Origin of the sequence: Streptomyces rubellus (genome assembly GCF_036323805.1) — a bacterium.
Classification (GTDB): Bacteria; Actinomycetota; Actinomycetes; order Streptomycetales; family Streptomycetaceae; genus Streptomyces.
The window spans coordinates 1-26,123 of record NZ_JAZDCX010000003.1 but is presented as its reverse complement, the minus strand read 5'-3'; the positions used below and the strand labels follow the sequence as shown (position 1 = coordinate 26,123).

General features: G+C 72.1%; 26 protein-coding genes and 3 tRNA genes. 24 read left to right on the top strand and 5 right to left on the bottom strand.

Annotated features, from left to right (window positions below; all coding sequences use genetic code 11):
- The first annotated feature begins 262 nt into the window (after positions 1 to 262).
- From V1L54_RS04210 to V1L54_RS04150, 13 genes are all read left to right on the top strand, one after another.
- Positions 263 to 3,772 carry a sensor histidine kinase gene (locus V1L54_RS04210; protein WP_330116480.1) on the top strand — a complete coding sequence of 1,170 codons (3,510 nt, stop codon included), beginning with the start codon at positions 263 to 265 and terminating at the stop codon, positions 3,770 to 3,772.
- A 9-nt stretch (positions 3,773 to 3,781) separates the two neighbouring features.
- Positions 3,782 to 4,195: a roadblock/LC7 domain-containing protein gene (locus V1L54_RS04205; RefSeq protein ID WP_030980891.1), complete on the top strand. Its 414-nt coding sequence runs from the start codon at positions 3,782 to 3,784 to the stop codon at positions 4,193 to 4,195.
- 66 nt (positions 4,196 to 4,261) lie between these two features.
- Positions 4,262 to 4,672, top strand: coding sequence for a DUF742 domain-containing protein (locus tag V1L54_RS04200; RefSeq protein ID WP_330116479.1), 411 nt, complete (start codon positions 4,262 to 4,264; stop codon positions 4,670 to 4,672).
- Positions 4,653 to 5,252, top strand: a complete 600-nt coding sequence (locus tag V1L54_RS04195; protein WP_330116478.1) for a GTP-binding protein — start codon at positions 4,653 to 4,655, stop codon at positions 5,250 to 5,252. Before V1L54_RS04200 ends, V1L54_RS04195 begins: the two co-directional genes overlap by 20 nt.
- Before the next feature lie 359 nt (positions 5,253 to 5,611).
- On the top strand, positions 5,612 to 8,905 hold the full coding sequence (locus V1L54_RS04190; protein WP_443076472.1) for a sensor histidine kinase: 3,294 nt from the start codon (positions 5,612 to 5,614) through the stop codon (positions 8,903 to 8,905).
- 10 nt (positions 8,906 to 8,915) lie between these two features.
- The gene (locus V1L54_RS04185) at positions 8,916 to 9,329 is read left to right on the top strand and encodes a roadblock/LC7 domain-containing protein (protein WP_030980891.1); all 414 of its coding nucleotides are present in this window, start codon (positions 8,916 to 8,918) and stop codon (positions 9,327 to 9,329) included.
- Between the two features lie 110 nt (positions 9,330 to 9,439).
- A complete protein-coding gene (locus tag V1L54_RS04180; protein ID WP_330116476.1) occupies positions 9,440 to 10,036 on the top strand; it encodes a DUF742 domain-containing protein in 597 nt (198 codons plus the stop codon).
- Positions 10,017 to 10,595, top strand: coding sequence for a GTP-binding protein (locus tag V1L54_RS04175; RefSeq protein ID WP_330116475.1), 579 nt, complete (start codon positions 10,017 to 10,019; stop codon positions 10,593 to 10,595). The genes V1L54_RS04180 and V1L54_RS04175 overlap by 20 nt, the downstream gene beginning before the upstream one ends.
- A gap of 143 nt (positions 10,596 to 10,738) precedes the next feature.
- Positions 10,739 to 11,521: a fumarylacetoacetate hydrolase family protein gene (locus tag V1L54_RS04170; RefSeq protein ID WP_330116474.1), complete on the top strand. Its 783-nt coding sequence runs from the start codon at positions 10,739 to 10,741 to the stop codon at positions 11,519 to 11,521.
- On the top strand, positions 11,514 to 13,031 hold the full coding sequence (gltX, locus tag V1L54_RS04165) for a glutamate--tRNA ligase (RefSeq protein ID WP_330116473.1): 1,518 nt from the start codon (positions 11,514 to 11,516) through the stop codon (positions 13,029 to 13,031). The genes V1L54_RS04170 and gltX overlap by 8 nt, the downstream gene beginning before the upstream one ends.
- A 249-nt stretch (positions 13,032 to 13,280) precedes the next feature.
- Positions 13,281 to 13,352 (top strand) — tRNA-Gln (locus V1L54_RS04160).
- A 25-nt stretch (positions 13,353 to 13,377) separates the two neighbouring features.
- Positions 13,378 to 13,450, top strand: a tRNA-Glu gene (locus V1L54_RS04155).
- A gap of 26 nt (positions 13,451 to 13,476) precedes the next feature.
- Positions 13,477 to 13,549: transfer RNA gene (locus V1L54_RS04150), tRNA-Glu, on the top strand.
- A 143-nt stretch (positions 13,550 to 13,692) separates the two neighbouring features.
- On the opposite strand, the gene ndgR is transcribed toward V1L54_RS04150, so the two are convergent.
- Complete coding sequence (ndgR, locus tag V1L54_RS04145) at positions 13,693 to 14,409, bottom strand: IclR family transcriptional regulator NdgR (RefSeq protein WP_330116472.1); 717 nt, start codon at positions 14,407 to 14,409, stop codon at positions 13,693 to 13,695.
- Between the two features lie 153 nt (positions 14,410 to 14,562).
- On the opposite strand from ndgR, the gene leuC reads away from it, so the two are divergent.
- The 5 genes from leuC to V1L54_RS04120 all read left to right on the top strand — a co-directional run bounded on the left by leuC (position 14,563) and on the right by V1L54_RS04120 (position 18,136).
- Entirely contained in the window at positions 14,563 to 15,987 is a 1,425-nt protein-coding gene (leuC, locus tag V1L54_RS04140; protein WP_330116726.1) for a 3-isopropylmalate dehydratase large subunit, read from the top strand.
- A gap of 10 nt (positions 15,988 to 15,997) precedes the next feature.
- A complete protein-coding gene (gene leuD / locus V1L54_RS04135) occupies positions 15,998 to 16,591 on the top strand; it encodes a 3-isopropylmalate dehydratase small subunit (protein ID WP_330116471.1) in 594 nt (197 codons plus the stop codon).
- Between the two features lie 223 nt (positions 16,592 to 16,814).
- Positions 16,815 to 17,069 carry an SCO5555 family protein gene (locus V1L54_RS04130; RefSeq protein WP_330116470.1) on the top strand — a complete coding sequence of 85 codons (255 nt, stop codon included), beginning with the start codon at positions 16,815 to 16,817 and terminating at the stop codon, positions 17,067 to 17,069.
- Positions 17,070 to 17,194: 125 nt separating this feature from the next.
- Positions 17,195 to 17,812, top strand: coding sequence for an HU family DNA-binding protein (locus tag V1L54_RS04125; protein WP_330116469.1), 618 nt, complete (start codon positions 17,195 to 17,197; stop codon positions 17,810 to 17,812).
- 102 nt (positions 17,813 to 17,914) lie between these two features.
- The gene (locus V1L54_RS04120; RefSeq protein WP_330116468.1) at positions 17,915 to 18,136 is read left to right on the top strand and encodes a hypothetical protein; all 222 of its coding nucleotides are present in this window, start codon (positions 17,915 to 17,917) and stop codon (positions 18,134 to 18,136) included.
- Here the strand turns inward: V1L54_RS04120 and cofC are convergent.
- Positions 18,108 to 18,785 (bottom strand): 2-phospho-L-lactate guanylyltransferase, encoded by a 678-nt coding sequence (cofC, locus tag V1L54_RS04115; RefSeq protein WP_330116467.1) that lies wholly within the window; start codon positions 18,783 to 18,785, stop codon positions 18,108 to 18,110. The genes V1L54_RS04120 and cofC overlap by 29 nt on opposite strands.
- A 217-nt stretch (positions 18,786 to 19,002) precedes the next feature.
- Between cofC and V1L54_RS04110 the strand changes: the two genes are divergently transcribed.
- The 3 genes from V1L54_RS04110 to V1L54_RS04100 are packed head-to-tail and all read left to right on the top strand — an operon-like array spanning position 19,003 to position 22,034.
- Complete coding sequence (locus V1L54_RS04110; protein WP_330116466.1) at positions 19,003 to 19,851, top strand: lysophospholipid acyltransferase family protein; 849 nt, start codon at positions 19,003 to 19,005, stop codon at positions 19,849 to 19,851.
- Positions 19,852 to 19,898: 47 nt separating this feature from the next.
- Complete coding sequence (locus V1L54_RS04105; protein ID WP_443076493.1) at positions 19,899 to 20,849, top strand: NAD(P)H-dependent glycerol-3-phosphate dehydrogenase; 951 nt, start codon at positions 19,899 to 19,901, stop codon at positions 20,847 to 20,849.
- Positions 20,850 to 20,888: 39 nt separating this feature from the next.
- Positions 20,889 to 22,034 (top strand): D-alanine--D-alanine ligase family protein, encoded by a 1,146-nt coding sequence (locus V1L54_RS04100; protein ID WP_330116464.1) that lies wholly within the window; start codon positions 20,889 to 20,891, stop codon positions 22,032 to 22,034.
- A 43-nt stretch (positions 22,035 to 22,077) separates the two neighbouring features.
- Here the strand turns inward: V1L54_RS04100 and V1L54_RS04095 are convergent, their stop codons facing one another.
- Both V1L54_RS04095 and V1L54_RS04090 read right to left on the bottom strand, forming a co-directional pair.
- Positions 22,078 to 22,620, bottom strand: coding sequence for a DUF3515 domain-containing protein (locus tag V1L54_RS04095; protein WP_443076471.1), 543 nt, complete (start codon positions 22,618 to 22,620; stop codon positions 22,078 to 22,080).
- A gap of 19 nt (positions 22,621 to 22,639) precedes the next feature.
- A complete protein-coding gene (locus V1L54_RS04090; protein WP_330116463.1) occupies positions 22,640 to 22,873 on the bottom strand; it encodes an Lrp/AsnC family transcriptional regulator in 234 nt (77 codons plus the stop codon).
- 251 nt (positions 22,874 to 23,124) lie between these two features.
- Here V1L54_RS04090 and V1L54_RS04085 point away from each other — a divergent pair, with 251 nt between their 5' ends.
- Together V1L54_RS04085 and thiD are read left to right on the top strand one after the other, a co-directional pair.
- Positions 23,125 to 24,069: a thiamine-phosphate kinase gene (locus V1L54_RS04085; protein WP_330116462.1), complete on the top strand. Its 945-nt coding sequence runs from the start codon at positions 23,125 to 23,127 to the stop codon at positions 24,067 to 24,069.
- A gap of 88 nt (positions 24,070 to 24,157) precedes the next feature.
- Positions 24,158 to 24,961, top strand: a complete 804-nt coding sequence (gene thiD / locus V1L54_RS04080) for a bifunctional hydroxymethylpyrimidine kinase/phosphomethylpyrimidine kinase (protein WP_330116461.1) — start codon at positions 24,158 to 24,160, stop codon at positions 24,959 to 24,961.
- A 154-nt stretch (positions 24,962 to 25,115) separates the two neighbouring features.
- Here the strand turns inward: thiD and rpmB are convergent, their stop codons facing one another.
- Positions 25,116 to 25,301 (bottom strand): 50S ribosomal protein L28, encoded by a 186-nt coding sequence (gene rpmB / locus V1L54_RS04075; protein WP_093662092.1) that lies wholly within the window; start codon positions 25,299 to 25,301, stop codon positions 25,116 to 25,118.
- Positions 25,302 to 25,590: 289 nt separating this feature from the next.
- On the opposite strand from rpmB, the gene V1L54_RS04070 reads away from it, so the two are divergent.
- The coding region (locus V1L54_RS04070) for a DAK2 domain-containing protein (RefSeq protein WP_330116460.1) at positions 25,591 to 26,123 on the top strand (533 nt) is incomplete at its 3' end.

Below are 26,123 nucleotides of genomic sequence, written 5' to 3'. Positions count from 1 at the left end.
CCTCCGCGACGCCCTGCCTGCGCAGAGTCACGCATGTCACAGCCTTATCCACGGGCCTTGTTGGAGATCCTGCACTGTGCTGGAATTCCACGGACCGCCGCAGACGAGCCGGCGCGCAGGGGGCGCAGAGGGAGCGCCGCGCGGTGGTGACTTGAGGGTGCGCCGGTCACTCACGACCGTCAGGGGGGTCCTCCGGACCTTCCCGACTCGATACCGTTCCGCCGTTCGCGGGGGGACGCCTGGTCCAGAGGTTGCGACGCTAGTGCAGGGACGTTTCAAGAGGGATGACAGCGCTGTGGGGGACCCGGAGCTGCGTGGTGCGAGCGACCGCGGCTCCTCTCCTCAGCGCGCCCAGGAGAGCGGTGGCCGGGAGCAGGCCCTCGACACCGACGGAGGCATGCGTCCGAACGCGCAGCCGGACGGCGAGCCCGATGGGGGGAAGCCCAAGGGGCCCGTTTCGACGGGTTCCCGTCTCGCCCTGCGCAACTGGAGCATCAACACCCGTCTGGTCTCGCTGCTGGCGCTCCCGGTCGTGGCGGCCACCTCGCTGGGCGCGCTGCGCATCAACAGTTCGCTGACCGAGGTCGAGCAGCTCGACAGCATGAAGCTGCTCACCGACATGACCGAGCACGCCACCGAGCTGGCGGCGGCCCTCCAGGAGGAGCGGGACAACTCGGCCGGCCCGCTGACCGGCACCGGCAACCCCAAGGACGAGGCGGTCGTCGGGCCGCGCGAGGGGACCGACCAGGTCAAGGTGGCCTTCTTCGACGCGGCCGGCCAGATCGCCGACGCCGAGGACGACACGCTCTCCGGTGTCCGGGCGACGGTCACCGAGGTCAACCGACAGCTCAACAGGCTCAAGACCATCCGGGACCGGGCGTACGAGAACCCGAACAACGTCTCCCAGACGGTCAACGACTACAACCAGTTGATCGAGTCGCTGCTGAACCTGTCGCAGGACATGGCACAGGCCACCAGCAACCCGGAGATGATCAAGAGCACCCGCGCGCTGGCCGCGTTCTCCTCCGCCAAGGAGTACGCCTCCATGCAGCGCGCGATCATCAGCGCCGGTCTGGCCCACGAGGACGGCCCGAAACTCTCGGAGAACGACCACCTCTTCCTCCGGAGCGCCTGGGAGTCCGAGAGCGCCGCCCGCAAGCGCTTCACCGAGATCTACGGCGGTGGCGAGGCGGCCGAACTCACCAAGCCGCTCGACGAGGGCATCGTCAACATCACCTCGGCCGACCAGTACGCCGAGCGCGTGGTGAAGGACCCCGAGGGCATCTCGCGCGAGAACCGCTCGTACCTGGACTGGTTCGACCAGGACCGGGTCAAGATCGAGCAGATGAGCAAGATCGAGGAGTCCCTCCTCACCCAGATGGACGAAGAGGCACGCCGACTGCGGGCGAACGCCCAGCAGGCGGCCCTCGTCAACGGTGTCCTCGTCCTGCTCGTGCTCGGCATCTCGCTGGTCGGCGCGTTCGTCGTGGCCCGCTCCATGGTCCGCTCGCTGCGCCGGCTGCAGGACACCGCGCAGGAAGTGGCCCACCGCAGGCTGCCCGAGCTGGTCAAGCAGCTCTCCGAGGCGGACCCGCAGGACGTGGACACCTCCGTGAAGTCCGTCGGTGTGCACAGCCGGGACGAGATCGGCCGGGTGGCCGCGGCGTTCGACGACGTCCACCGCGAGGCGGTCCGGCTCGCCGCCGAGCAGGCGCTGCTGCGGGGGAACGTCAACGCGATGTTCACCAACCTCTCGCGCCGCAGCCAGGGTCTGATCCAGCGTCAGCTGTCGCTGATCTCCGAACTGGAGTCCCGCGAGGCCGACCCGGACCAGCTCTCCTCGCTGTTCAAGCTGGACCACCTGGCGACCCGTATGCGCCGCAACGGCGAGAACCTGCTGGTTCTCGCCGGTGAGGAACCCGGCCGCCGCTGGACGCGCCCGGTGCCGCTGGTGGACGTGCTGCGCGCCGCCGCGTCCGAGGTGGAGCAGTACGAGCGCATCGAGCTGAGCTCCGTGCCCACCACCGAGGTCGCCGGCCGGGTCGTCAACGACCTGGTGCACCTGCTGGCCGAGCTGCTGGAGAACGCCACCTCGTTCTCCTCCCCGCAGACCAAGGTCAAGGTCACCGGTCACGCCCTGCCCGACGGCCGGGTGCTGGTCGAGATCCACGACACCGGCATCGGGCTGTCGCCCGAGGACCTGGCCGCGATCAACGAGCGGCTGGCCAACCCGCCGACGGTCGACGTCTCGGTCTCCCGCCGCATGGGCCTGTTCGTGGTCGGCCGCCTCTCCCTGCGGCACGGCATCCGCATCCAGCTGCGTCCCTCCGACTCCGGCGGTACGACCGCGCTGGTCATGCTTCCGGTCGACGTCACCCAGCGCGACGGACAGCCGAAGAAGCCCGGTGCCGGCGCCGACAACGGTCAGGGCACCCCTCCGTCCGCCACGCTCCGGCGCGAGCCGCAGGGCGGCGGCGGAACCCAGTCCGGCACCAGCAGGCTCGGTGGGTTGCCCACCCGCAACCAGGTCCAGGGCGGCGGCTCCTCGCGTGCGGCCCTGCCGGGCGGTGGCGCCCCCGCGGGCGGCGGCTTCGGGGCTCCGCCCCGTCCCGCCGGGCAGCCCGGACAGCCCGGACAGTCCCCCCGGCACGGGGCGGGTGCCCCGACGGCGGGCGCGGGCGCGATGAACGCTTTCGGTTCCGAGGCGCGCCCCGAGCCTTCCGGGAACCGTTTCCCGCAGCGTGACGGCGGCCCGGCGGGCGAGCTGCCCCCCGGATCGGACGACCGGCGCCCGAGCTGGGCCGACGGACCGCGCGACCGGATGCCCGGTCCGCACCAGGTCTCCGACGCGCCGCGCGGTCACGAGGAGGCCGGGGCCACCGGGGAGTACGCCCGTCCCGACTGGGGCGGCGCGTACCAGCCGTCCGCCGGTCTTGAGGAGACGGCGCAGTTCCCGCGGCTGGAACCGAACGCCGGGCCGCAGGAGACCGGGCAGTTCCCGCGTCCGCAGGGTCCTCAGGAGACCGGGCAGTTCCCGCGTCCGCAGGGTCCTCAGGAGACCGGGCAGTTCCCGCGTCCGCAGGGTCCTCAGGAGACCGGGCAGTTCCCGCGCCCCCAGGCGCCCGCACCCCAGCCGACGGGGCAGTACACCCCCCAGCAGGGTTTCCCCGCCCCTCAGAGCGGTGCCGGTTACGAGCTGCCCGGCAGCTCGGCGGCCGCCGTCGGCTCGAGCGAGCGGACCCCGATCTTCGAGTCGGTCGAGAACAACTGGTTCAGCTCTCGGCGAGCCGCCCAGGAGGCCGCCTCCTCCGGGCCGGCCACGGGCGACTCCCGCTCCATGGGAGCGTCTCGGCCCCAGCCGGAGGCCGGAGGGCCCGCGCCGGCCGCTCCCGCATCCTCCGCACCGGCTCCGCAGCCGCCGCGCCGGGAGCCCGCCATCGGCGGCGAGCGCAACGGCGGCGCGGCTGCGGGCGGCTGGCAGGACAGTCCGAACGACGAGCGCTGGCGCCGCGCCGAGCAGCTCCGGCAGCCCGCCTCGGGCGGAGTCACCACTTCCGGGCTGCCGCGCCGTGTCCCGCGTGCCAATCTGGTCGCGGGTACCGCGCAGCAGCGGCAGACCGCGCCGGCCGGCCCGCAGGTCTCGCGGGCACCCGCCGACGTCCGCGGCCGGCTGACCAATCTCCGCCGGGGCATCCAGCAGGGTCGACAGGCCGGAAACGGCCAGGCCAGCGGCAGCCGCGGTACAGGCCCCACCTACCAGCAGGAGCGTTAGTTGAGTCCGATGAGCCAGGCGGCGCAGAATCTGAACTGGTTGATCACCAACTTCGTGGACAACACCCCGGGGGTGTCGCACACGGTGGTGGTCTCCGCCGACGGCCTCCTTCTGGCCATGTCCGAGGGGTTCCCGCGGGATCGTGCCGATCAGTTGGCGGCGGTCGCGTCGGGGCTGACCTCGCTGACCGCTGGTGCGTCGCGCATCTTCGAGGGGGGTGCGGTGAATCAGACGGTGGTGGAGATGGAGCGTGGGTTCCTCTTCATCATGTCGATCTCCGATGGTTCCTCGCTGGCGGTGCTGGCCCATCCGGACGCGGACATCGGTCTGGTGGGTTATGAGATGGCGCTGCTGGTGGATCGTGCGGGTACGGTGCTGACCCCGGACCTCCGTGCCGAACTGCAAGGCAGTCTTCTCAATTAGGCCCCGCTCCCCCCACACGAGCACTACAGTCCGCATCGCCGACCCCATGCCTCGCCCGGAGGAGCCATGACCCCGCCGCCCGCCTCACCCGGTCCGTACGGTGGCCTGAACGACATGCCGTACGGCGGCGAAGGCGACCAACCGCTGGTGCGGCCGTATGCCATGACCGGGGGCCGTACCCGACCGCGGTACCAGCTCGCCATCGAGGCACTGGTGAGCACCAGCGCCGATCCGGCACAGCTCATGGGGCTGCTGCCCGAGCACCAGCGGATCTGCCATCTGTGCCAGGAGGTCAAGTCGGTGGCGGAGATCTCCGCCCTGCTCGCCATACCTCTGGGGGTGGCACGGATTCTCGTCGCCGACCTGGCCGAGGCCGGAATGGTGGCGATCCATCAGCCGGGCAGCAGCAGCGAGCCCGGCGGCGCACCGGATGTGACACTGCTCGAAAGGGTGCTCAGTGGACTTCGCAAGCTCTAGCCCGCAGGCCGCCTACGGGGCTCCTGCATCACGTGCCACCACCTCCGCGAAGATCGTGGTGGCGGGCGGGTTCGGCGTGGGCAAGACGACCTTCGTGGGCGCCGTGTCGGAGATCAACCCGCTGCGTACCGAGGCCGTGATGACCGCCGCGTCGGCGGGGATCGACGACCTGACCCACACCGGAGGCAAGACCACCACGACGGTGGCGATGGACTTCGGCCGGATCACGCTGGACCAGGACCTGATCCTGTACCTGTTCGGCACCCCCGGGCAGGACCGGTTCTGGTTCATGTGGGACGACCTGGTGCGTGGTGCGATCGGCGCGGTGGTGCTGGTGGACACGAGGCGGCTGGCGGACTGCTTCCCGGCGGTGGACTACTTCGAGAACTCGGGTCTGCCGTTCGTGATCGCGCTCAACGGCTTCGACGGGCACCAGCCCTACACGCCGGACGAGGTGCGCGAGGCGCTGCAGATCGGTCCGGACGCGCCGATCATCACCACCGACGCCCGGCAGCGGGCGGAGGCCAAGAGCGCCCTGATCACCCTGGTCGAGCACGCCCTCCTGGCACGGCTGCGCTGACCTCGGGCGGTACGTCCCCTCGTCCCGCCGGACCGCGGACGGCGACGAGGCGTCATGGATCTGTGACCGGGACGGGCCGGGCCGTGTGCCCCGCCCGTCCCGGTCTTCATAACGTTTCGACAGAGAATTGGAGTACCGAGAACACGCGACGCGAGCGTGCCGCTCCCCAGAGCGCACGAACCACTGAAATCTTGTTGGCTTTTACGGCTTGTGTCCCTTTTGCTCGTTGGATTCCCTGGAGAGGGACCGCTGGATCAGGTGTTTGGAAAGCTTCTGCCGAGCGTGCTGAAATTCGCTGAACTGAGCAGTAGTTACTGTTTCATCGAAGACGATGGGCTGAAGCCGAGAGGTTTGGTCGAGTGAGGCGAAGCAGTTCGAGCTCCCCACCCCGGGAGCCGCGGGGCAACTTCACGCCGCCGCAACGCGACGCGGAGGCGCTCTCCGACCTGCCCGGAAACGGTGGGAGAACGAGCGGAGGACGCTTCGCGGCCCGCAACTGGCGGGTGGCCACCAAGCTGAACGCCATCCTGCTCATACCCGTGCTCGTGGCCCTGGTCTTCGGCGGTTTCCGGGTGCAGAGCTCCCTGGACACGCTGCGCGAGGCGGAAGAGGCCGAGCGCACCGCGGAACTGGTCCGGGCGGCCGCCACCTACGCCCACGCCCTGATCGACGAACGTGACCGCACCGCCGCGCCGCTCCTCCAGGGCAACACGCAGGATCCGGTCGTCAAGGAGGTGCGCGACGTCACCGACGCCGCGCGCGAGGAGTTCCACCGGCAGGTGGACCAGATGCCCGACCACCAGGGCCTCAGGCGCCGTCTCGCCGCCGTCCTCCAGGTCGAGCCGAAGCTGACCGAGTTGCGTGAGGCCGCCTACACCAGCCGCCTGGACGGAGTGGAGACGGAGGAGGGCTACGTCCAGATCCAGCACTCGCTGATGGAGTTCGCCAACGAACTGGGACTGGGCACCGGGAACATCACTTCCTACGGCCGTACCGTCTACGCCGTCTCGCTCGCCAAGGCGGCCGGGTCGCTCCAGCGCTCCATCGGCACCCATCTGCTGATCAAACCGGGGCCGGACGAGGACGACCTGCGGCGCCAGCTCACCGCCTTCGCCTCGTACGCCTACCTGGAGCGCATCGCCGTCGACGAGTACCGCAGCGGCGGTACCCCCGAGGACTGGGAGCGGCTCCAGGAGGAGATGGTCAAGGGCAACGAGGACAGCCGGCAGCGGCTCCAGGAGGCCGAGGAGGAGGCCGAGACCGCCGGCGAGTCCTTCGTCAGCCCGCCCACCGCCGACCGGATGGTCGAGGCCATCGCCTCCGGGGCGTCCCCCCGGGACCTGCGGGCCCAGGGCGTCACCGCCGAGAACTGGTACACGGTCGCCACCGGCGACTTCAACGCCTACCGCGCGGTGGAGAAGGAGCTCACCGACAAGGCGGTGGAGGAGACCCGGCAGATCGCGGCGGACGCCAAACGGGACGCCGTGATCAACTCCGTCGTCGTGCTGGCCGCCCTGCTGATCGCCTTCTTCGTCGCCGCGATGATGGCCCGCTCGATGAGCAACAACATGCGCCGGCTGCGTGCCGCCGCCTTCGACGTGGCCCAGCAGCGGCTGCCGATGCTGGTCGACCAGCTCTCCCGCACCGATCCGGGCAAGGTCGACACCAAGGTCCAGCCGATCCCGATCGACAGCCGCGACGAGATCGGCGAGGTCGCCAAGGCCTTCGACCAGGTCCACCGGGAGGCGGTCCGGCTCGCCGCCGAGCAGGCGCTGCTGCGGGGGAACGTCAACGCGATCTTCACCAACCTCTCGCGCCGGAACCAGGGCCTCATCGAGGGCCAGCTCTCCCTCATCACGGAACTGGAGAACAACGAGGCCGACCCGGACCAGCTGGAGAACCTCTTCAGGCTGGACCACCTGGCGACCCGTATGCGCCGCAACGGCGAGAACCTGCTGGTCCTCGCCGGCGAGGAGCCCGGCCGCCGCTGGAACCAGCCGGTGCCGCTGGTGGACGTGCTGCGCGCGGCCTCCTCCGAGGTGGAGGACTACGAGCGCATCGAGCTGGCCGGCCTCCCGGAGAGCGAGATCCACGGCGCGGTCGTCACCGACCTGGTGCACCTGCTGGCCGAGCTGCTGGAGAACGCCACCTCGTTCTCCTCCCCGCAGACCAAGGTCCGTGTCACCGCGACCCGGCTGCCCGACGGCCGGGTGATGATCGAGATACACGACAAGGGCATCGGTCTGACGCCCGAGGACTTCGCCGACATCAACCACAAGCTGGCCAATCCGCCGACCGTGGACGTCTCCGTCTCGCAGCGCATGGGCCTGTTCGTGGTGGGCCGTCTCGCCGCCCGGCACGGCATCCGCGTCCAGCTGCGTCCCTCCGGGGAGCAGGTGGGCACCACCTCCCTGGTGATGCTCCCGGAGGCGATCACGCACGGCGGCGGCGGTACGGAGGAGCCGGAGGAGGACTTCACCGTCTCCCGGATTGTCCCGGAGCAGCCGCAGATCGCCGCCGACTCCGGCCACGGGGAGCGGCGGGAGCTGTCGGCCGCCGATCTGGGCTTCGACGACTCCCGCTACGGTGCCCCGGCCGGACCGCAGGGCGGCCCGAACCCGCTGGACCCGGTGAGCCGGTCGCTGCTGCGCGAGGAGCGCCGGGCGGCTCTGGAGCCCCAGCAGGAGGGCTACGCCCCGGAGGAGGACCGGTACGGGACGGAGCGGCAGGAGCGGGCCCCGCAGGAGGCGGGACAGCAGTACGAGGTGCCGCGGCAGCCCTCCTACGAGACCGCGCAGCAGGCTCCCTACGGCTCCGCCCAGCAGGAGCACGGCCAGTACGAGCAGTACGGCGCCCAGGAGGCGCAGGCCGGACTCCCGCCGGACGCCCTCTACCCGCAGTCCTCCCCGGCCCCGTCCCCGTACGTCCAGGAGGCCCCGTACGGCCGGGAGACGGCTGCGTACGAGGAGTACGGCCAGGAGTACGGCGCCGGGCAGCCCGGCGGGCAGGAGTACCCGGCGCCGCAGGACTACCAGGCCGGGTACCAGCCGCAGGAGTACCGGCCGGACTACGGGGCCGGTTACGCCGGCAACCCCTACGACCTCGGGCAGCACGCCGGGCAGGAAGCGGAAACGGAATCCGCACCCGGCGCTCCCGAAGACGGCGGGGAAAGCGTAGGCTTCGAGCAACCGGGTCAGCCTTCGGGTGAAACGCAGTCGCTGACCGATGCGGGACTGCCGCGTCGCGAACCGAGGCGGCCGCTCGGAGACACCCCGGTTCCGCAGTACCAGCCACAAGCGGAATCACCGGAGGTGCCACGGCAGGAGGATCGTTCCGACGACTCCGCATGGCGCACGGCGAACGACGAGCGCTGGCAGCGGGCGGAGCGGCTCCGCGACCCCATGGCCGGCGGAGTCACCCCTTCCGGCCTGCCCCGCCGCGTACCCAAGGCCAACCTGGTCGCGGGTGCCGCGGAACCGGAACAGGCACCCCAGGGCGGCCCCCAGGTCTCCCGTGCCCCGGAGGACGTCCGCGGCAGGTTGAGCAACCTGCACCGCGGCGTCCGGCGGGGACGCACCGCGGGCGGCCCGGGGACCACCCAGAATGACCGACCGGGCTTCGGGCCCGGCAGCACCTATGATCAGGAGCGTTAGTGTGAGCCCGATGAGCCAGGCGGCGCAGAACCTGAACTGGTTGATCACCAACTTCGTGGACAACACCCCAGGGGTGTCGCACACGGTGGTGGTCTCCGCCGACGGCCTCCTTCTGGCCATGTCCGAGGGGTTCCCGCGGGATCGTGCCGATCAGTTGGCGGCGGTCGCGTCGGGGCTGACCTCGCTGACCGCTGGTGCGTCGCGCATCTTCGAGGGGGGTGCGGTGAATCAGACGGTGGTGGAGATGGAGCGTGGGTTCCTCTTCATCATGTCGATCTCCGATGGTTCCTCGCTGGCGGTGCTGGCCCATCCGGACGCGGACATCGGTCTGGTGGGTTATGAGATGGCGCTGCTGGTGGATCGTGCGGGTACGGTGCTGACCCCGGACCTCCGTGCCGAACTGCAAGGCAGCCTTCTCAACTAGCAAACACTTCGTGCGCATCGTGTCCCCGCGCCGCTAGGGTGCGGGGACACGGTGGGTCCCGAGGTTCCCGAAGCGGCGGCCCCATGATGTCCGGCAGTGGAGGAGGAGACGTGGCAACGCCCCCTGGCAGCCCTTATGGCGGTGAGTACCACTCTCAGCAGCCGCAGCACGACCCCTCTGTGAAGCGATTCAACTTCCCCTCGGCGCCGAGTCACCAGCGGCAGGCGTCCCCTCCGTCCCAGCAGCCCCCGCCGCAGCCTCCGCAACCGCCGCGTTACCCACGGCAAACGGAACAGCAGCCCCCGCCACCACCCCCGCCGCCGCGGTCCCGCCGCGCTCCGGCCGCGCCGCCCGCCCGCGGCGAGTCGGCGCCGCTGGTGCGGCCGTACGCCATGACCGGGGGCCGTACCCGACCGCGGTACCAGCTCGCCATCGAGGCACTGGTGCACACCACCGCACGCTCCGCCCAGCTCCAGGGCCAGCTGCCCGAGCACCAGCGGATCTGCCAACTGTGCTATGAGATCAAGTCGGTGGCGGAGATCTCGGCACTTCTCTCCATTCCCCTGGGCGTCGCCCGTATCCTCGTCGCCGACCTGGCCGAGGCCGGACTCGTCGCCATCCACCAGCCCGGCGGCACCGAGTCCGCCGGCGGCCAGCCAGATGTGACACTGCTCGAAAGGGTGCTCAGTGGACTTCGCAAGCTCTAGCGGTGCAACCCGCTCCACCACCTCCGCGAAGATCGTGGTGGCGGGCGGGTTCGGCGTGGGCAAGACGACCTTCGTGGGCGCCGTGTCGGAGATCAACCCGCTGCGTACCGAGGCCGTGATGACCGCCGCGTCGGCGGGGATCGACGACCTGACCCACACCGCGGACAAGACCACCACGACGGTGGCGATGGACTTCGGCCGGATCACGCTGGACCAGGACCTGATCCTGTACCTGTTCGGCACCCCCGGGCAGGACCGGTTCTGGTTCATGTGGGACGACCTGGTGCGCGGTGCGATCGGCGCGGTGGTGCTGGTGGACACGAGGCGACTGGCGGACTGCTTCCCGGCGGTGGACTACTTCGAGAACTCGGGTCTGCCGTTCGTGATCGCGCTCAACGGCTTCGACGGGCACCAGCCCTACAACCCCGACGAGGTGCGCGAGGCGCTGCAGATCGGTCCGGACGCGCCGATCATCACCACCGACGCCCGGCAGCGGGCGGAGGCCAAGAGCGCCCTGATCACCCTGGTCGAGCACGCCCTCATGGCACGGCTGCGCTGACCTCGGACGGCCCGCCCGCGTACGGCCGCACCGGTGGCCCTCCGCCCCGGCGCGCACGGCAAGGCCCCCCGCACTCCCGGTGTGCGGGGGCTTACCCTTGAGTGTCAACTCCCACCCGTGAGCAACGAGGGGCAGCACCACCCGTGCGCATCGCCAGATTCTCCGTCGACGGCAACGTCGCGTTCGGAGTCGTGGAAGGGGACGACCAGGCCGGCGGCGACCTCGTCCTCGACATCATCAAGGGCCACCCCTTCGCCGAGTTCGAGCGCTCGGGTCGGCGCGTCCCGGTGGACAAGGTCCGGCTGCTGCCGCCCGTACTGCCCAACAAGGTGGTGGCGGTCGGCCGGAACTACGCCGAGCACGCCGCGGAACTGGGCAACGAGGTCCCCGATGTCCCGGTCACCTTCTTCAAGCCCTCCACCTCGGTGGTCGGCCCCGGCGACCCCATCGTCCACCCGGCCTTCTCCCGCGAGCTGCACCACGAGGCCGAGCTCGCCGTGGTGATCGGCCGGATGTGCAGCCAGGTGCCCCGGGAACGGGTGGCGGACGTCATCCTGGGCTACACCTGCGCCAACGACGTCACCGCCCGCGACGTCCAGCGCGCCGAGGACCAGTGGGCCCGGGCCAAGGGCTTCGACAGCTCCTGCCCGCTGGGGCCGTGGATCGTCACCGACGTCGACCCCGCGGACCTGGCGATCATGTGCACCGTCAACGGGGAGCAGCGGCAGCTGGGCCGCACCGGCCAGATGGTGCGCTCCGTCGAGGACCTGGTGGTCCACATCACCGAGGCCATGACACTGCTCCCCGGCGACGTCGTCCTCACCGGCACCCCGGCGGGGGTCGGCCCCCTCACCGTCGGCGACGAGGTCGCCGTCACCATCGAAGGCATCGGCACTCTCACCAACAAGGTGATCAAGCGTGGCTAGCGCATCTGACGTACGCGTACGGTTCTGTCCCTCGCCGACCGGCAACCCGCATGTGGGCCTGGTCCGCACCGCCCTGTTCAACTGGGCGTTCGCCCGGCACCACGGCGGCACCTTCGTCTTCCGGATCGAGGACACCGACGCCGCCCGCGACTCCGAGGAGTCCTACGAGCAGCTGCTGGACTCGATGCGCTGGCTGGGGCTGACCTGGGACGAGGGCCCGGAGCCGTTCGACGGTGCCTCCGGCGCGGGGGGCGGCCCGTACGCCCCGTACCGCCAGTCGCAGCGGATGGAGGTCTACGCCGACGTGGCGCGCCGGCTGGAGGAGGCAGGCCACGCCTACCGCTGCTACTGCACCGCCGAGGAACTGGAGGAGCGCCGCGAGGCCGCCCGCGCGGCCGGCCGGCCCTCCGGCTACGACGGGAAGTGCCGCACCCTCACCGGGGAGCAGCTCGCCGCGTACCGGGCCGAGGAGCGCCCCTCGATCGTCCGCTTCCGGATGCCGGACGAGCCGATCACCTTCACCGACCTGGTGCGCGGCGAGCTGACCTTCGCCCCGGAGAACGTCCCCGACTACGGCATCGTCCGGGCCAACGGAGCTCCGTTGTACACGCTGGTCAACCCGGTCGACGACGCGCTGATGCGGATCACCCACGTGCTGCGCGGCGAGGACCTGCTCTCCTCCACTCCCCGGCAGATCGCCCTGTACCGTGCACTGGCCGAGATCGGGGTGGGCGACGGGACGGTCCCGGAGTTCGGGCACCTGCCGTATGTGATGGGGGAGGGCAACAAGAAGCTCTCCAAACGGGACCCGCAGGCCTCGCTCAACCTCTACCGCGAGCGGGGCTTCCTCCCCGAGGGCCTGCTCAACTACCTGGCCCTGCTGGGCTGGTCGATCGCCGAGGACCGGGACGTCTTCTCGCTGGACGAGATGGTCGCCGCCTTCGAGATCGGGAGCGTCAACGCCAACCCGGCGCGCTTCGACCTCAAGAAGTGCGAGGCGATCAACGCCACGCACATCCGCGAGCTGGACACCAAGGACTTCGTCGCCCGCTGCGAGCCCTGGCTGACCGCGCCGCACGCCCCGTGGCGGCCGGATGACTTCGACCGGGCGGCCTTCGAGGCACTCGCTCCGCTGGCCCAGACCCGGCTGACCGTCCTGTCCGAGATCACCGCCAACGTCGACTTCCTCTTCCTGCCGGAGCCGGTGTGGGACGAGGCGTCCTGGAACAAGGCGATGAAGCCGGGCGCGGACGCCCTGCTGCGCACCGCGCGCGCGAAACTCGCCGAGGCCGCCTGGAACGCCGAGGCGCTCAAGGAGGCCGTCCTGGCGGCGGGGGAGGAGCACGGCCTGAAGCTGGGCAAGGCACAGGCCCCGGTTCGGGTGGCGGTCACCGGCCGCACCGTCGGCCTGCCGCTCTTCGAGTCCCTGGAGGTCCTGGGCCGCGAGCGCACCCTGGCCCGGGTGGACGCCGCCCTGGAGAGGTCGGCGGTGCGCACGGGGGACGCCTGAGCGTCCCGCGGCGGGCCCGCGGCGCCGCGGCCGCCGTACCGGCCGGGAGTTCCGGGGAAGCCCGGGAAGGGGTGCCCGGCCGGTACGTTCGCCGGCTGGGCACCCCGCGGTTCCCCGGCGGGAACTCGTTTTGGAGCACGGACCACGATCAGGTAGTGTTCTTCCTGTCGCCGAGCGGGGCGGGCGGAAAGCCAGGCCCTCGCAGAGCGGCCACCCGGACAAAACCCCAGTGAAGGGGTTGAGTTTTGGTGGGGTATGGTGTAATTGGCAGCACGAGTGATTCTGGTTCACTTAGTCTAGGTTCGAGTCCTGGTACCCCAGCGTGATCTTCCCAGCGAGATCCCACGCCCCCGTTGTGTAGCGGCCTAGCACGCCGCCCTCTCAAGGCGGTAGCGCCGGTTCGAATCCGGTCGGGGGTACTCGGTCCCTCGGGACCGAAGCTGGGGCCCCCGTTGTGTAGCGGCCTAGCACGCCGCCCTCTCAAGGCGGTAGCGCCGGTTCGAATCCGGTCGGGGGTACGGGAAAGACGGTAGGGGCCCTCCGCTCAGGCGGAGGGCCCCTACCGCGTTCTGCTGCCGCTGCCGCGTTCTGCCGTCGTCCGCGGTGTCCGCCGGGGTCCGCACGACGCTGTGCGGACCGGGCGGCGGGTGGCCGGGACCGGTCAGGTGCCGCGGCGCAGCGCCTCGGTCAGCCGGTTGGCGGCCTCCACGATCGCCTGGGCGTGCATCCGGCCCGGGTGGCGGGTCAGGCGCTCGATCGGCCCGGAGACCGACACGGCCGCCACCACGCGGTTGGAGGGGCCGCGTACGGGGGCGGAGACGGAGGCGACACCGGGTTCGCGCTCGCCGATGGACTGGGCCCAGCCGCGCCGCCGTACGCCCGACAGGGCCGTCGCCGTGAAGCGGGCGCCCTGCAGACCGCGGTGCAGCCGCTCGGGCTCCTCCCAGGCCATCAGGATCTGGGCGGCCGAGCCCGCCTTCATCGGCAGCGTGGAACCGACCGGCACGGTGTCCCGCAGTCCGGACAGCCGCTCCGCCGCTGCCACACAGATGCGCAGGTCTCCCTGACGGCGGTAGAGCTGGGCGCTCTCCCCGGTCACATCGCGCAGGTGGGTGAGGATCGGGCCGGCCGAGGCGAGCAGCCGGTCCTCGCCCGCCGCGGCGGCGAGCTCGGCCAGCCGCGGGCCCAGGATGAACCGGCCCTGCATGTCACGGGCCACGAAGCGGTGGTGTTCGAGCGCCACCGCGAGCCGGTGCGCCGTGGGGCGCGCGAGCCCGGTCGCTCCGACCAGTCCGGCGAGGGTGGCCGGACCGGACTCCAGAGCGCTCAAGACCAGAGCCGCTTTGTCGAGTACGCCGACGCCGCTAGAGTTGTCCATGCAACGATACTCGCGTCTCACATTACGAAACGCAAGTTCAATTCTCCCCGTCAGCCGCCAAGCTTGGGTGACAGTCGCCACCCCGGCTCACCCGGAGAGGGCGGCATGGACGTCGAGACGTGGCCGGCGGTGCTGCCGGCCGGAGGGAAAGCGATGGGACGGACACTCGCGGAGAAGGTCTGGGACGACCACGTCGTCCGGCGCGCGGAAGGCGAGCCCGACCTCCTCTACATCGATCTGCACCTGCTGCACGAGGTGACCAGCCCGCAGGCGTTCGACGGGCTGCGCAAGAGCGGACGCCGGGTGCGGCGGACCGACCTCACCATCGCCACCGAGGACCACAACACCCCCACCCTCGACATCGACAAGCCCATCGCCGACCCCGTCTCCCGCACCCAGCTGGAGACGCTGCGCAAGAACTGCGCGGAGTTCGGGGTGCGGCTGCACCCGCTGGGCGACGTCGAGCAGGGTGTCGTCCACGTGGTGGGACCGCAGCTGGGGCTGACCCAGCCGGGCATGACGGTGGTCTGCGGCGACAGCCACACCTCCACGCACGGTGCCTTCGGCGCGCTGGCGTTCGGCATCGGCACCAGCCAGGTCGAGCACGTCCTGGCCACCCAGACCCTGCCGATGGCACCTTTCCGGACCATGGCGATCACGGTCGAGGGCGAGCTGCCCGAGGGGGTGACCGCCAAGGACCTGATCCTGGCGATCATCGCGCGGATCGGCACCGGCGGCGGCCAGGGCTATGTCATCGAGTACCGGGGCCCGGCCATCGAGAAGCTGTCGATGGAGGCGCGGATGACCATCTGCAACATGTCCATCGAGGCCGGCGCCCGGGCCGGGATGATCGCTCCGGACGAGACCACCTTCGCGTATCTCAAGGGCCGCGACCACGCGCCCGAGGGCGCCGACTGGGACGCCGCCGTGGAGTACTGGCGGACCCTGCGCACCGACGACGACGCGGTCTTCGACCACGAGGTCGTCATCGACGCCGCCGAACTGGCGCCGTTCGTCACCTGGGGCACCAACCCCGGCCAGGGCGCGCCGCTGAGCGAGACGGTGCCGGACCCGGCGTCCATCGCCGACCCCAGCGAGAGGCTGGCCGCCGTCAAGGCGCTGGAGTACATGGGCCTTGAGGCCGGGAAGCCGCTGCGCGAGATCGCGGTGGACACCGTCTTCGTCGGCTCCTGCACCAACGGCCGCATCGAGGACCTGCGCTCGGCCGCCGCCGTCCTGGCGGGCCGGAAGGTCGCCGACGGGGTACGCATGCTGGTCGTGCCCGGCTCGGTACGGGTCGCCCTGCAGGCCGTGGAGGAGGGGCTGGACAAGGTGTTCACCGCCGCCGGCGCCGAATGGCGGCACGCGGGCTGTTCGATGTGCCTGGGCATGAACCCCGACCAGCTCAAGCCGGGGGAGCGCGCCGCGTCCACCTCCAACCGCAACTTCGAGGGCAGGCAGGGCAAGGGCGGCCGCACCCATCTGGTCTCCCCGCAGGTCGCCGCCGCCACCGCGGTGCTGGGCCATCTGGCCTCGCCCGCCGATCTGTCCGACGTACGCGAGCCCGCGGGAGTCTGAGAACCACGCCATGGAAGCCTTCACCACACACACCGGCCGGGCCGTTCCGCTGCGCCGCAGCAACGTCGACACCGACCAGATCATCCCCGCGCACTGGCTGAAGAAGGTCACCCGCGACGGTTTCGAGGACGGGCTGTTCGAGGCCTGGCGCAAGGACCCCGAGTTCGTGCTCAACCGGCCCGAGCGGCAGGGCGCCACCGTGCTGGTGGCCGGCCCGGACTTCGGCACCGGCTCCTCCCGTGAACACGCCGTCTGGGCGCTGCAGAACTACGGCTTCAAGGCGGTGATCTCCGCCCGCTTCGCCGACATCTTCCGCGGCAACTCGCTCAAGAACGGCCTGCTGACGGTCGTCCTGCCGCAGGAGAGCGTGGACGCGCTGTGGGAGCTGACCGAGGCCGACCCGGCGGTCGAGATCACCGTGGACCTCGTCGGCCGCAAGGTCACCGCACCCGGCCTGGAGGCCGCCTTCGAGCTGGACGAGAACGCCCGCTGGCGGCTGCTGGAAGGGCTGGACGACATCAGCATCACGCTGCGGCACGAGGACGGCATCGCCGCGTACGAGGCGAAGCGGCCCGCCTACAAGCCGCGGACCCTCACGGCCTGACCGGTCCCGGTGCCCGGCCTCGCGGCCGGGCACCGGCGGGCCGTCCCGCGACGCCCCGGAGCGCCCCCGGCAGCCCTGCCGGGGGCGCTCCCGTGTGCGCGGACCCGGGCGGAGCCGCGAAGTCGCCGGTGGCGGCGCGGAGTCGGGGCACCCGTACCCGCCGCCCCACCGGTGAACCGGGTCCGCGGGCACGACAACTCGCCCCCAATGGCACAATCAAGGCATGGAACGCGACGGTCAACTGCCGCTCCACCAGCTCGTCGCCGCCCGGCTGAAGGAGGCGCACACCGCGGTGCGCACGCTGCGGGTCCCCGAGGACGTACGGGTGGGACTCGCCCGGCGGCTTCTCGTCATCACGGCCGCCGCCCGGCACGATCCGGCAGGCGCGGCACGGCGTCTGGAGCGTCTGGTGGCGGATCTCGACGCGGGTGCGCCCTCCCGGCGCGGGGAAGACCCGCGCGCGGACGGAAGCGTGTGACAGCCGATTCTGTTGCGACACAAGGGTGATTCGCCCGTTTCTGGTTTGATTTGCGGTAAATATCAGCCTAGCGTGCGAAAAAGCTTGGACAGATTCGTTCTGGCAATGCCTCCGAAGGGGAAGACGTGAACAAGGCGCAGCTCGTTGAAGCAATTGCCGACAAGCTCGGCGGACGCCAGCAGGCCGCCGACGCGGTCGACATCGTGCTGGACGCGATCGTCCGCGCGGTCGTCGCCGGTGACCGGGTCTCGGTCACCGGCTTCGGCTCTTTCGAGAAGGTGGAGCGGCCGGCTCGCTACGCCCGCAATCCCCAGACCGGCGAGCGCGTCAGGGTCAAGAAGACCTCCGTTCCCCGCTTCCGGGCCGGTCAGGGCTTCAAGGACCTGGTCAGCGGGGCGAAGAAGCTCCCCAAGAACGACGTGGCCGTGAAGAAGGCGCCCAAGGGCAGCCTCTCGGGCGGCACCGCCACCCGCAAGGCGACCGCCAAGAAGGCCGCCGCCAAGAAGGCGGCTCCGGCGAAGCGGGCCGCGGCCAAGAAGGCCGCCCCGGTGAAGAAGTCCACCACCACCGCCGCCACCACGAAGAAGGCGGCGGCGAAGAAGTCCACCACGAAGAAGGCGGCGGCGAAGAAGTCCACCGCCAAGAAGGCCCCGGCGAAGAAGTCCACCGCCAAGAAGGCCCCCGCCCGCCGGAACCCGGCGCGCAAGACCACTGCCAAGCGGGCCGCCGCCCGCCGGAAGTGAGGCGTACCCGTCCGACCGCGCCGGGCCGGGCTCCCGGAGAGCCCGGCCCGCGGCCCGTCCGGACCCCGGACCGGTGGGTCCGGAACGGCTAGGCTCGTGGCCATGCAGGCCACCGCGTACACCTACGACCCCGAGACCCGCAGCGGCAGTGTGCTCCTCGACGACGGCACGCCCCTCCCCTTCGACACCGCCGCCTTCGACGCGGGCGGTCTGCGGCTGCTGCGCCCGGGCCAGCGGGTGCGGATCGAGGTGGCCGCCGGGACCGGCACCGGTGACGGGGCGGCGGAGCGGCGGATCACGCTGGTGACACTGCAGACGTTCTGAGGGTGTGCGGGCCCACCCCCAGCACCAGCGCCGCGGCCAGGTCCGCGCCGGTGTCCACGTCCCGCCGTACGCTCTCCACCCCGGGCAGGACGATCTCCACCGCGCCGGACCGCAGATGACGTACCCGCGAGGGGCCGCCGAAGGCCGGTGCCAGCGCGGTGCCGCCGACCGCGGTGAGCACGGTGGTGCCGACTCCGGCGGCGTCGGCCAGGAAGGCCCGCGGATGCTCCCGCGCCGCGGCGAGCACCCGGGTCAGCTCGTCCGGCCGCAGCGCGGGGAGGTCCGCGTTCAGCGCGGCCAGCGCGGCGTCCGGGCACCGCGCCCGTACGGCTGCCTCGCCGTGCTCCAGCGCGGCGTTCAGCCCCGCGCCCGGCACGTCCGGCACGATCCGGGCTCCCAGCGGGGCCAGTTCCGCCCCCGCCCGCGGGTCGTCGGTGACCACCACCACACCCGACACCGCCGGACAGGCCACCGCGGCGGCCACCGTGTCCTGGGCGAAGGCCAGCGCCAGCCGGGGCCGCAACCGGTCACCGGCCGCCGCGGCGAGCCTGCTCTTCGCCCGGGCCAGGGGCTTGAGGGGCACGAGCAGCGTCCAGCCGGGCACGTTCCCCGGCCCACCGCCGCCGCCGTACCGTTCCGTCTCCGTCATCGGTCCCCGTTCCCGGTGTCCTCGGTGTTCCCGGTGCTCTCGGCCTTCCGTCCCCGCTCCTCGTTCCCCGTCGTCCTCCGTTTCCCGAACACCGCCGGAGCCGTCCGCCGCCGCCGGGGTTACGGTGTGCTCGACAGGGTGACGGCCCGGGGCGACACTTGTGCGGTTGTTCCCGGCGGCGCGTGCGCCGCAGCAGGCAAGAGGAGATGGTGTCCGGGTGTCCCGCCGCAGAATCGGCTTCTGGTACCGCTTGGCCGCGGCTTTGGTGAAACCGCCCCTGGTGGTGCTGTTCAAGCGGGACTGGCGTGGAATGGAGCATATTCCGGCCGAGGGGGGATTCATCACCGCGGTGAATCACAACTCCTATCTCGACCCGCTCTCCTACGCCCACTTCCAGTACAACACCGGACGCGTCCCCCGGTTCCTGGCCAAGGAGTCCCTTTTCCGGGGCGGATTCGTGGGCCGGGTGATGCGCGGCACCGGCCAGATCCCCGTCTACCGGGACACCGCCGACGCCGCGGCCGCCTTCCGGGCCGCCGTCGAGGCGATCAACAAGGGCGAGTGCGTGGCCTTCTACCCGGAGGGCACCCTCACCCGCGACCCCGCCCTGTGGCCGATGGAGGGCAAGACCGGTGCCGCCCGTGTCGCCCTGCTCACCAAGGCGCCCGTCGTCCCCGTCGCCCAGTGGGGGGCCCACGAGGCCGTGCCGCCGTACGCCAGGCGGAAGCGGATCCGGCTCTTCCCCCGCAAGACCCTCAGGGTGCTGGCCGGACCGCCCGTCGACCTGTCGCGGTTCCACGGCCGGGAGCCCACCGCGGAACTGCTGGGCGAGGCCACCGGCGTCATCATGGACGCCATCACGGAACAGCTGGCCGAACTGCGCGGCGAACCGGCGCCCCTCCGGCGCTGGGACCGCCGCACGGCGCTCGCCGGGGACCGGCACGGGGCCGCCGGGCGGACGGGCGGGGGGAACACCGCGGGAAACACCGGCACGACCGGCGGGAAGACCGCCGCCGGGAACGACACGGCCGCCGGCCCCGCGGTCGCCGAGGGAGAGAGCGCGTGACGCGAGTCGCCGTCTACGGCACCGGATCCTGGGGCACCGCCTTCGCGATGGTGCTCGCCGACGCGGGCTGCGAGGTGACCCTGTGGGGCCGCCGCGCGGAACTGGCCGAGGCGGTCAACACCACGCGCACCAACCCCGACTACCTGCCGGACGTCACCCTCCCCGACACCGTCCGCGCCACCACCGACCCCGCCGAGGCGGCCGACGGCGCCCGGTTCGCGGTGCTGGCCGTACCCTCCCAGACCCTGCGCGGCAACCTCTCCCGGTGGGCGCCGCTGCTGCCGCCCGACACCGTCCTCGTCTCCCTGATGAAAGGCGTCGAACTCGGTACCGCCAAGCGGATGAGCGAGGTCATCGGGGAGGTCGCCGGGGCCGGCCCGGACCGGATCGCGGTGCTGTCCGGCCCCAACCTCGCCCGGGAGATCGCCGAGCGGCAGCCGGCCGCCAGTGTCGTCGCCTGCCGCGACGAGGAGGTGGCCCGGCGGCTGCAGACCGCCTGCCACACCCCGTACTTCCGCCCGTACACCAACACCGACGTCGTCGGCTGCGAGCTGGGCGGAGCCGTGAAGAACGTCATCGCGCTGGCCGTCGGCATCGCCGACGGCATGGGCCTGGGCGACAACGCCAAGGCCTCGCTGATCACCCGGGGTCTGGCCGAGACCACCCGGCTCGGACTGGCCATGGGCGCCGACGCGCACACCTTCGCCGGGCTGGCGGGCCTGGGCGACCTGGTCGCCACCTGCTCCTCGCCGCTGTCGCGCAACCACACCTTCGGCACCAACCTCGGGAAGGGCATGACCCTTCAGGAGACCATCGCGGTCACCCGGCAGACCGCCGAGGGCGTCAAGTCCTGCGAGTCCGTACTGGCGCTGGCCCGGCGGCACGGCGTCGACATGCCCATCACCGAGACCGTCGTCGGCATCGTCCACGAGGGCAAGCCGCCGCTGGTCGCCCTGAAGGAACTGATGTCGCGCAGCGCCAAGCCCGAGCGCCGCTGACCGCCCCGACACCACCGCGTTAGGTAGTCTCAGCCGGATATGAGCAGCCAGTCCTCTCCCCAGAACCCCCGGCGGCCGCGCGTCGCCGTCGTCTTCGGCGGCCGCAGCTCGGAGCACGCGATCTCCGTGGTCACCGCGGGCGCCGTCCTGCGGGCCATCGACCGCACCGCGTACGACGTCCTGCCCATCGGCATCACCGCGGACGGCCGCTGGGCACTGACCGCCGACGAACCCGACCGGATGGCGATCTCCGGCCGCGAGCTGCCCAGCGTGGAGCAGCTCGCCGAGTCCGACACCGGATCGGTCCTGCTGCCCGTCGAGCCGGCCAGCCGGGAGGTGGTCTACACCGAGCCCGGCTCGGTGCCCAAGGCACTCGGCGAGGTCGATGTCGTCTTCCCGGTGCTGCACGGCCCGTACGGCGAGGACGGCACGCTCCAGGGACTGCTGGAACTCGCCGGAGTGCCCTACGTCGGCTCGGGTGTGCTCGCCTCGGCGGTCGGCATGGACAAGGAGTACATGAAGCGGGTCTTCACCTCCTTCGGCCTGCCCGTCGGCCCGTACACGGTGATCCGGCCGCGCGAGTGGGAACGGGACGAGGCGGCGGTCCGCGGACGGATCGCGGACTTCGCGGACGAGCACGGCTGGCCGGTCTTCGTGAAGCCCGCCCGGGCCGGTTCCTCCATGGGCATCACCAAGGTCGGCGACCTCTCCGGACTGGACGAGGCGATCACCGAGGCCCGCCGGCACGACCCCAAGGTCATCGTGGAGTCGCTGCTGCGCGGCCGTGAGATCGAGTGCGGGGTCCTGGAGTTCGAGGACGGGCCGCGCGCCAGCCTCCCCGCCGAGATCCCGCCGGCCGGTGCTCACGACTTCTACGACTTCGAGGCCAAGTACATCGACTCCGCCGAGGGCATCGTGCCCGCCCCGCTGACCGGCGAGCAGACCGGCCGGGTGCAGGCGCTGGCGGTGCGCGCCTTCGAGGCGGTCTCCTGCGAGGGACTGGTCCGCGCGGACTTCTTCCTGACGGAGGACGGCGAGTTCGTCATCAACGAGATCAACACGATGCCCGGCTTCACCCCCATCTCCATGTACCCGCGCATGTGGGAGGCGAGCGGTGTCGGCTACTCCGAACTGGTCGACCGGCTCATCCGGGCCGCGCTGAACCGCTCGACCGGACTGCGCTGAGCGGGCCGGCACCGACGGCGGCCGCCGTCGGTGCCGGCCGCCGTCACAGCGGCTGTTCGGGGACCGCGCTCCGCACCGCGTCCGCGAGATCGACCAGGGCGTTGACCTCGGGCCGGTACGCGTCGGGCACCGTCACCCGCACGAAGGCCGTACGGCCCGTGGTGGTGAACCGGTAGCCGCCGTCCTGTTTCTCCAGCAGCCAGGAGACGCCGTCGACCTCCACCGCCTCGGCGGTCGGGTTGTAGTGTTCACTGCCGGGTGTGAGCACCTCGGGCCGCGGCACCCCGCAGCCCAGCTCGATCGCGGGATCACCCCACACGGCGGCGTACCGCGTACCGGGCGTGAGCGTGACCCGCCGCTGCCCGTCCACCCGTTCCGGCAGCGCGTCGTACAGCGCGCGGCAGGCCGCCGCGGCCGGGCCGGTGGGCGTCGGCACGGACGGACGGGGGGCGTCCCCGGCGGACGTACAGCCGGCCACCGTGACGAACGCGGCTGCCGCGGCGCTCAGTGAGATGGCGGCCCTGGCCTTGACCTTGGCGGCCGACGCCGCGGACAGCGGGAGACACCGGCGGGGCGAGAAGCTCACCGGACGAGCATACGAGGGGTTACAGATGCACGACCGGGCAGGTCAGGGTCCGCGTGATGCCCTCCACCCGCTGGATCCGGGCCACCACCATACGGCCCAGGTCGTCCACGGTGTCGGCCCGCGCGCGCACGATCACGTCGTAGGGCCCGGTCACGTCCTCGGCCTGGATCACCCCCGGAATCCCGCCGACCGTCTCGGCGACGGTCGACGCCTTGCCGACCTCCGTCTGGATCAGGATGTACGCCTGTACCACGGAACCTCCAGGGCGGCTACGAGGATCATGGGGGAAGAAGGGACGCCACGGTACCGCGTGGCCGATGCCACCGGGGAGACCCGCACCGCGGACGGGCGCGGCGGGCCCGTGGGGCGGTGGACCGGCGGGCCGGCCGCGGCGGTACCGTTCGAGCGCACTGACGAAGGGGCACGACGATGCTGAGCTCTCCCGGTGGGCACCCTCTCCCCCGATTCTCCTCCTCGGACGCCCCCAGGACCCCCGGCCGGACCGTGGGGGAGCTCGGGGAGTTCGGACTGATCCGGGAACTCACCGCGAGGATCACCCCCACCCCGGCCGTACGGATCGGCCCGGGTGACGACGCGGCCGTGGTCGCCGCCCCCGACCGGCGTGTCGTGGCCAGCACGGACCTGCTGCTGGAGGGCCGGCACTTCCGGCGCGACTGGTCCACCGCCTACGACGTCGGCCGCAAGGCGGCGGCGCAGAACCTGGCCGACATCGCGGCCATGGGAGCCGAGCCCACCGCACTGCTGCTCGGTCTGGTCGTCCCCGCCGAACTGCCGGCCACCTGGCCCACCGAGCTGATGGACGGGCTGCACGACGAGTGCCGGGTGGCGGGCGCGGCCGTGGTCGGCGGCGATCTGGTGCGCGGTGACACCATCACCGTGGCGATCACCGCGCTGGGGGACCTGCAGGGCCGCGAGCCGGTCACCCGCGGCGGCGCCCGGCCCGGTGACGTCGTCGCGGTGACCGGCTGGCTGGGCTGGTCGGCGGCCGGGCACACCGTGCTGGCCCGCGGGTTCCGCTCCCCGCGCGCCTTTGTCGAGGCCCACCGCCGCCCCGAGCCGCCGTACCAGGCGGGTCCCGCGGCGGCCGCTCTGGGCGCGACCGCGATGACCGACGTCAGCGACGGGCTCGTCGCCGACCTCGGGCACATCGCCGAGGCCAGCAAGGTCCGCATCGACGTGCGCTCGGCCGCGCTGGACGTCCCCGCCCAGATGTCCGACATCGGCCAGGCGGTGGGCGTCGACCCGCTGCAGTGGGTGCTCACCGGGGGAGAGGACCACGCGATCGTCGCCACCTTCCCGCCCGCCGCCAAACTGCCCGCCCGCTGGCGCCGCATCGGCGAGGTGCTCCATCCCTCCGCGGCGCCGCAGGTGACGGTGGACGGCGCCCCCTGGACCGGGACGAGCGGCTGGGACCACTTCGGGGACTGAGGCGCGGGCGGGCCACCGGCCCCGGGCGCCGGCGCCGGATCCCGGACCGGACAGGGGCGGCCGGGCGGGCCGGCCGTAGGCTGCGGGCATGCGTACACCACCACCGCGGGTGCTCACCGTCGCCGGATCCGACTCGGGCGGCGGGGCGGGCATCCAGGCCGACCTGAAGACCATGCTGGCGCTGGGCACCCACGGGATGAGCGTGCTCACCGCCGTCACCGCGCAGAACTCCCTGGGCGTCCAGGGCGCCTGGGAGCTCCCCGCCGAGGCCGTGCGGCAGCAGTTCCGCAGTGTCGTGGACGACATCGGGACGCAGGCGGTCAAGACCGGCATGCTGGCGACCGCCGAGCTGGTCGAGACGGTCGCCGCGCTGCTGGACGGTCTGCCGGTACCGGTGGTCGTCGACCCCGTGGGCGTCTCCAAGCACGGTGATCCGCTGCTGGCCGCCGACGCCCTCCACGCGGTGCGCACCGTGCTGCTGCCGAAGGCCACCGTGGCCACCCCCAACCTCGACGAGGTCGCCCAGCTCACCGGCGTCCGGGCGGAGACCGAGGCCGATCTGCCGCGCGCCGCGGCGGCGGTACTGGCCCACGGACCGCGCTGGGCGCTGATCAAGGGCGGCCATCTCAAGGACGGGGAAGCCGTGGACCTGCTCACCGACGGCACCGACGAGTACTGGCTGCGAGCGCCGCGCCACGACAACCGCCACACCCACGGCACGGGCTGCACCCTCGCCGCCGCGGTCGCCGCCGAACTGGCCAAGGGCCGCTCCGTCCCCGAGGCGGCCGGTACGGCCAAGGAGTACGTCACGGGCGCCATCGCCGCGGGGTTCGCCCTGGGCGGGGGCATCGGACCGGTGGACCACGGCTGGCGCCCGGTGCGGGACGGCTGAGCCGCCGGTGCCGGCGTCCCGGGCCCGGACATGCCGAAAAGCCGGTCCACCCTGGGTGGACCGGCCTGCGGGCAACCGGCGGGGCGCCGGCCGGCGTCGCGTCAGCGCGGGACCGGACCGTCCCCGCCGCGGCGGGGACGGGTCAGGCGTCTGCTCAGCGCGAGACCTTGCCGGCCTTGATGCACGAGGTGCACACGTTGAGCCGCTTCGGCGTCCGACCGACCATCGCACGCACCCGCTGGATGTTGGGGTTCCAACGGCGGGACGTACGGCGGTGCGAGTGCGAGATGTTGTTGCCGAAGCCCGGCCCCTTGCCGCAGACGTCGCAGTTGGCAGCCACGGGTCACTCCAAAGACTTCAGATGCACTTACGGTGAAATCCCGGCACGGGCAGGATCACGGATGACCGGCACCGCCAGGGAATGGGATGAGCCCGACTGGGGTCAGGCAACCGGAGCAGCATACCCCGACCGTGTCCGGACCACGAAATCATCATGGCCGCCCGGCCCGGCTTTCCCCGGCTTTCCCCGGCTTTCCCCGGCCCCCGGGACGCACCGGCCGGGCCGCCGCACTAGCCTTCGGCCGTCGCCCACCGGCCACCGCCACCGCCCGCTCCCGAGGAGGCCACCCGTGCCGCATCCGCTCGACGCCGCCGCGGTACGCGACTGGTGTGCCCGGGCGCTCGACGCACTGGGCCGGGCCCGCGAGACGATCGACGCGATCAACGTCTATCCGGTGGCGGACGCGGACACCGGCACCAACCTCTACCTGACCATGGAATCGGCCGCCCGGGCGGTGGAGGCGGCCTGCGCCGGGGAGCCCACCCCGGCCCAGGCCGTACGGGCCATGGCCCACGGCGCGCTGATCGGCGCGCGCGGCAACTCCGGGACGATCCTGGCGCAGCTGCTGCGCGGCATGGCCGAGGAGATCGGCGCGGCGGAGGAGGCGGCGGTCCGGACGGCGGACGGACCGGACGCTGCCGAACTGCTGCGGCGCGCCCTGGAGCGGGCCGCCGTGTCGGCCCGGGCGGCGGTGGCGCGTCCGGTGGAGGGCACCGTGCTCACCGTGGCCGCGGCCGCCGCGGCCGCCGCCACGGTCTCGGCCGGGGACTGCGCGGCGGTGGCGCGGGGGGCCGGGGGGGGGGCCCCCCGCCCGCCCCCGGG

Bases quoted from the DNA above. Each gene is read 5' to 3' on its own strand.
- V1L54_RS04205 (WP_030980891.1), top strand. From the start codon at position 3,782: ATGAGCCAGGCGGCGCAGAATCTGAACTGGTTGATCACCAACTTCGTG.
- V1L54_RS04200 (WP_330116479.1), top strand. From the start codon at position 4,262: ATGACCCCGCCGCCCGCCTCACCCGGTCCGTACGGTGGCCTGAACGAC.
- V1L54_RS04185 (WP_030980891.1), top strand. From the start codon at position 8,916: ATGAGCCAGGCGGCGCAGAACCTGAACTGGTTGATCACCAACTTCGTG.
- ndgR (WP_330116472.1), bottom strand. From the start codon at position 14,409: ATGGACAACTCTAGCGGCGTCGGCGTACTCGACAAAGCGGCTCTGGTC.
- leuC (WP_330116726.1), top strand. From the start codon at position 14,563: ATGGGACGGACACTCGCGGAGAAGGTCTGGGACGACCACGTCGTCCGG.
- leuD (WP_330116471.1), top strand. From the start codon at position 15,998: ATGGAAGCCTTCACCACACACACCGGCCGGGCCGTTCCGCTGCGCCGC.
- V1L54_RS04130 (WP_330116470.1), top strand. From the start codon at position 16,815: ATGGAACGCGACGGTCAACTGCCGCTCCACCAGCTCGTCGCCGCCCGG.
- V1L54_RS04120 (WP_330116468.1), top strand. From the start codon at position 17,915: ATGCAGGCCACCGCGTACACCTACGACCCCGAGACCCGCAGCGGCAGT.
- cofC (WP_330116467.1), bottom strand. From the start codon at position 18,785: ATGACGGAGACGGAACGGTACGGCGGCGGCGGTGGGCCGGGGAACGTG.
- V1L54_RS04105 (WP_443076493.1), top strand. From the start codon at position 19,899: ATGGTGCTCGCCGACGCGGGCTGCGAGGTGACCCTGTGGGGCCGCCGC.
- V1L54_RS04100 (WP_330116464.1), top strand. From the start codon at position 20,889: ATGAGCAGCCAGTCCTCTCCCCAGAACCCCCGGCGGCCGCGCGTCGCC.
- thiD (WP_330116461.1), top strand. From the start codon at position 24,158: ATGCGTACACCACCACCGCGGGTGCTCACCGTCGCCGGATCCGACTCG.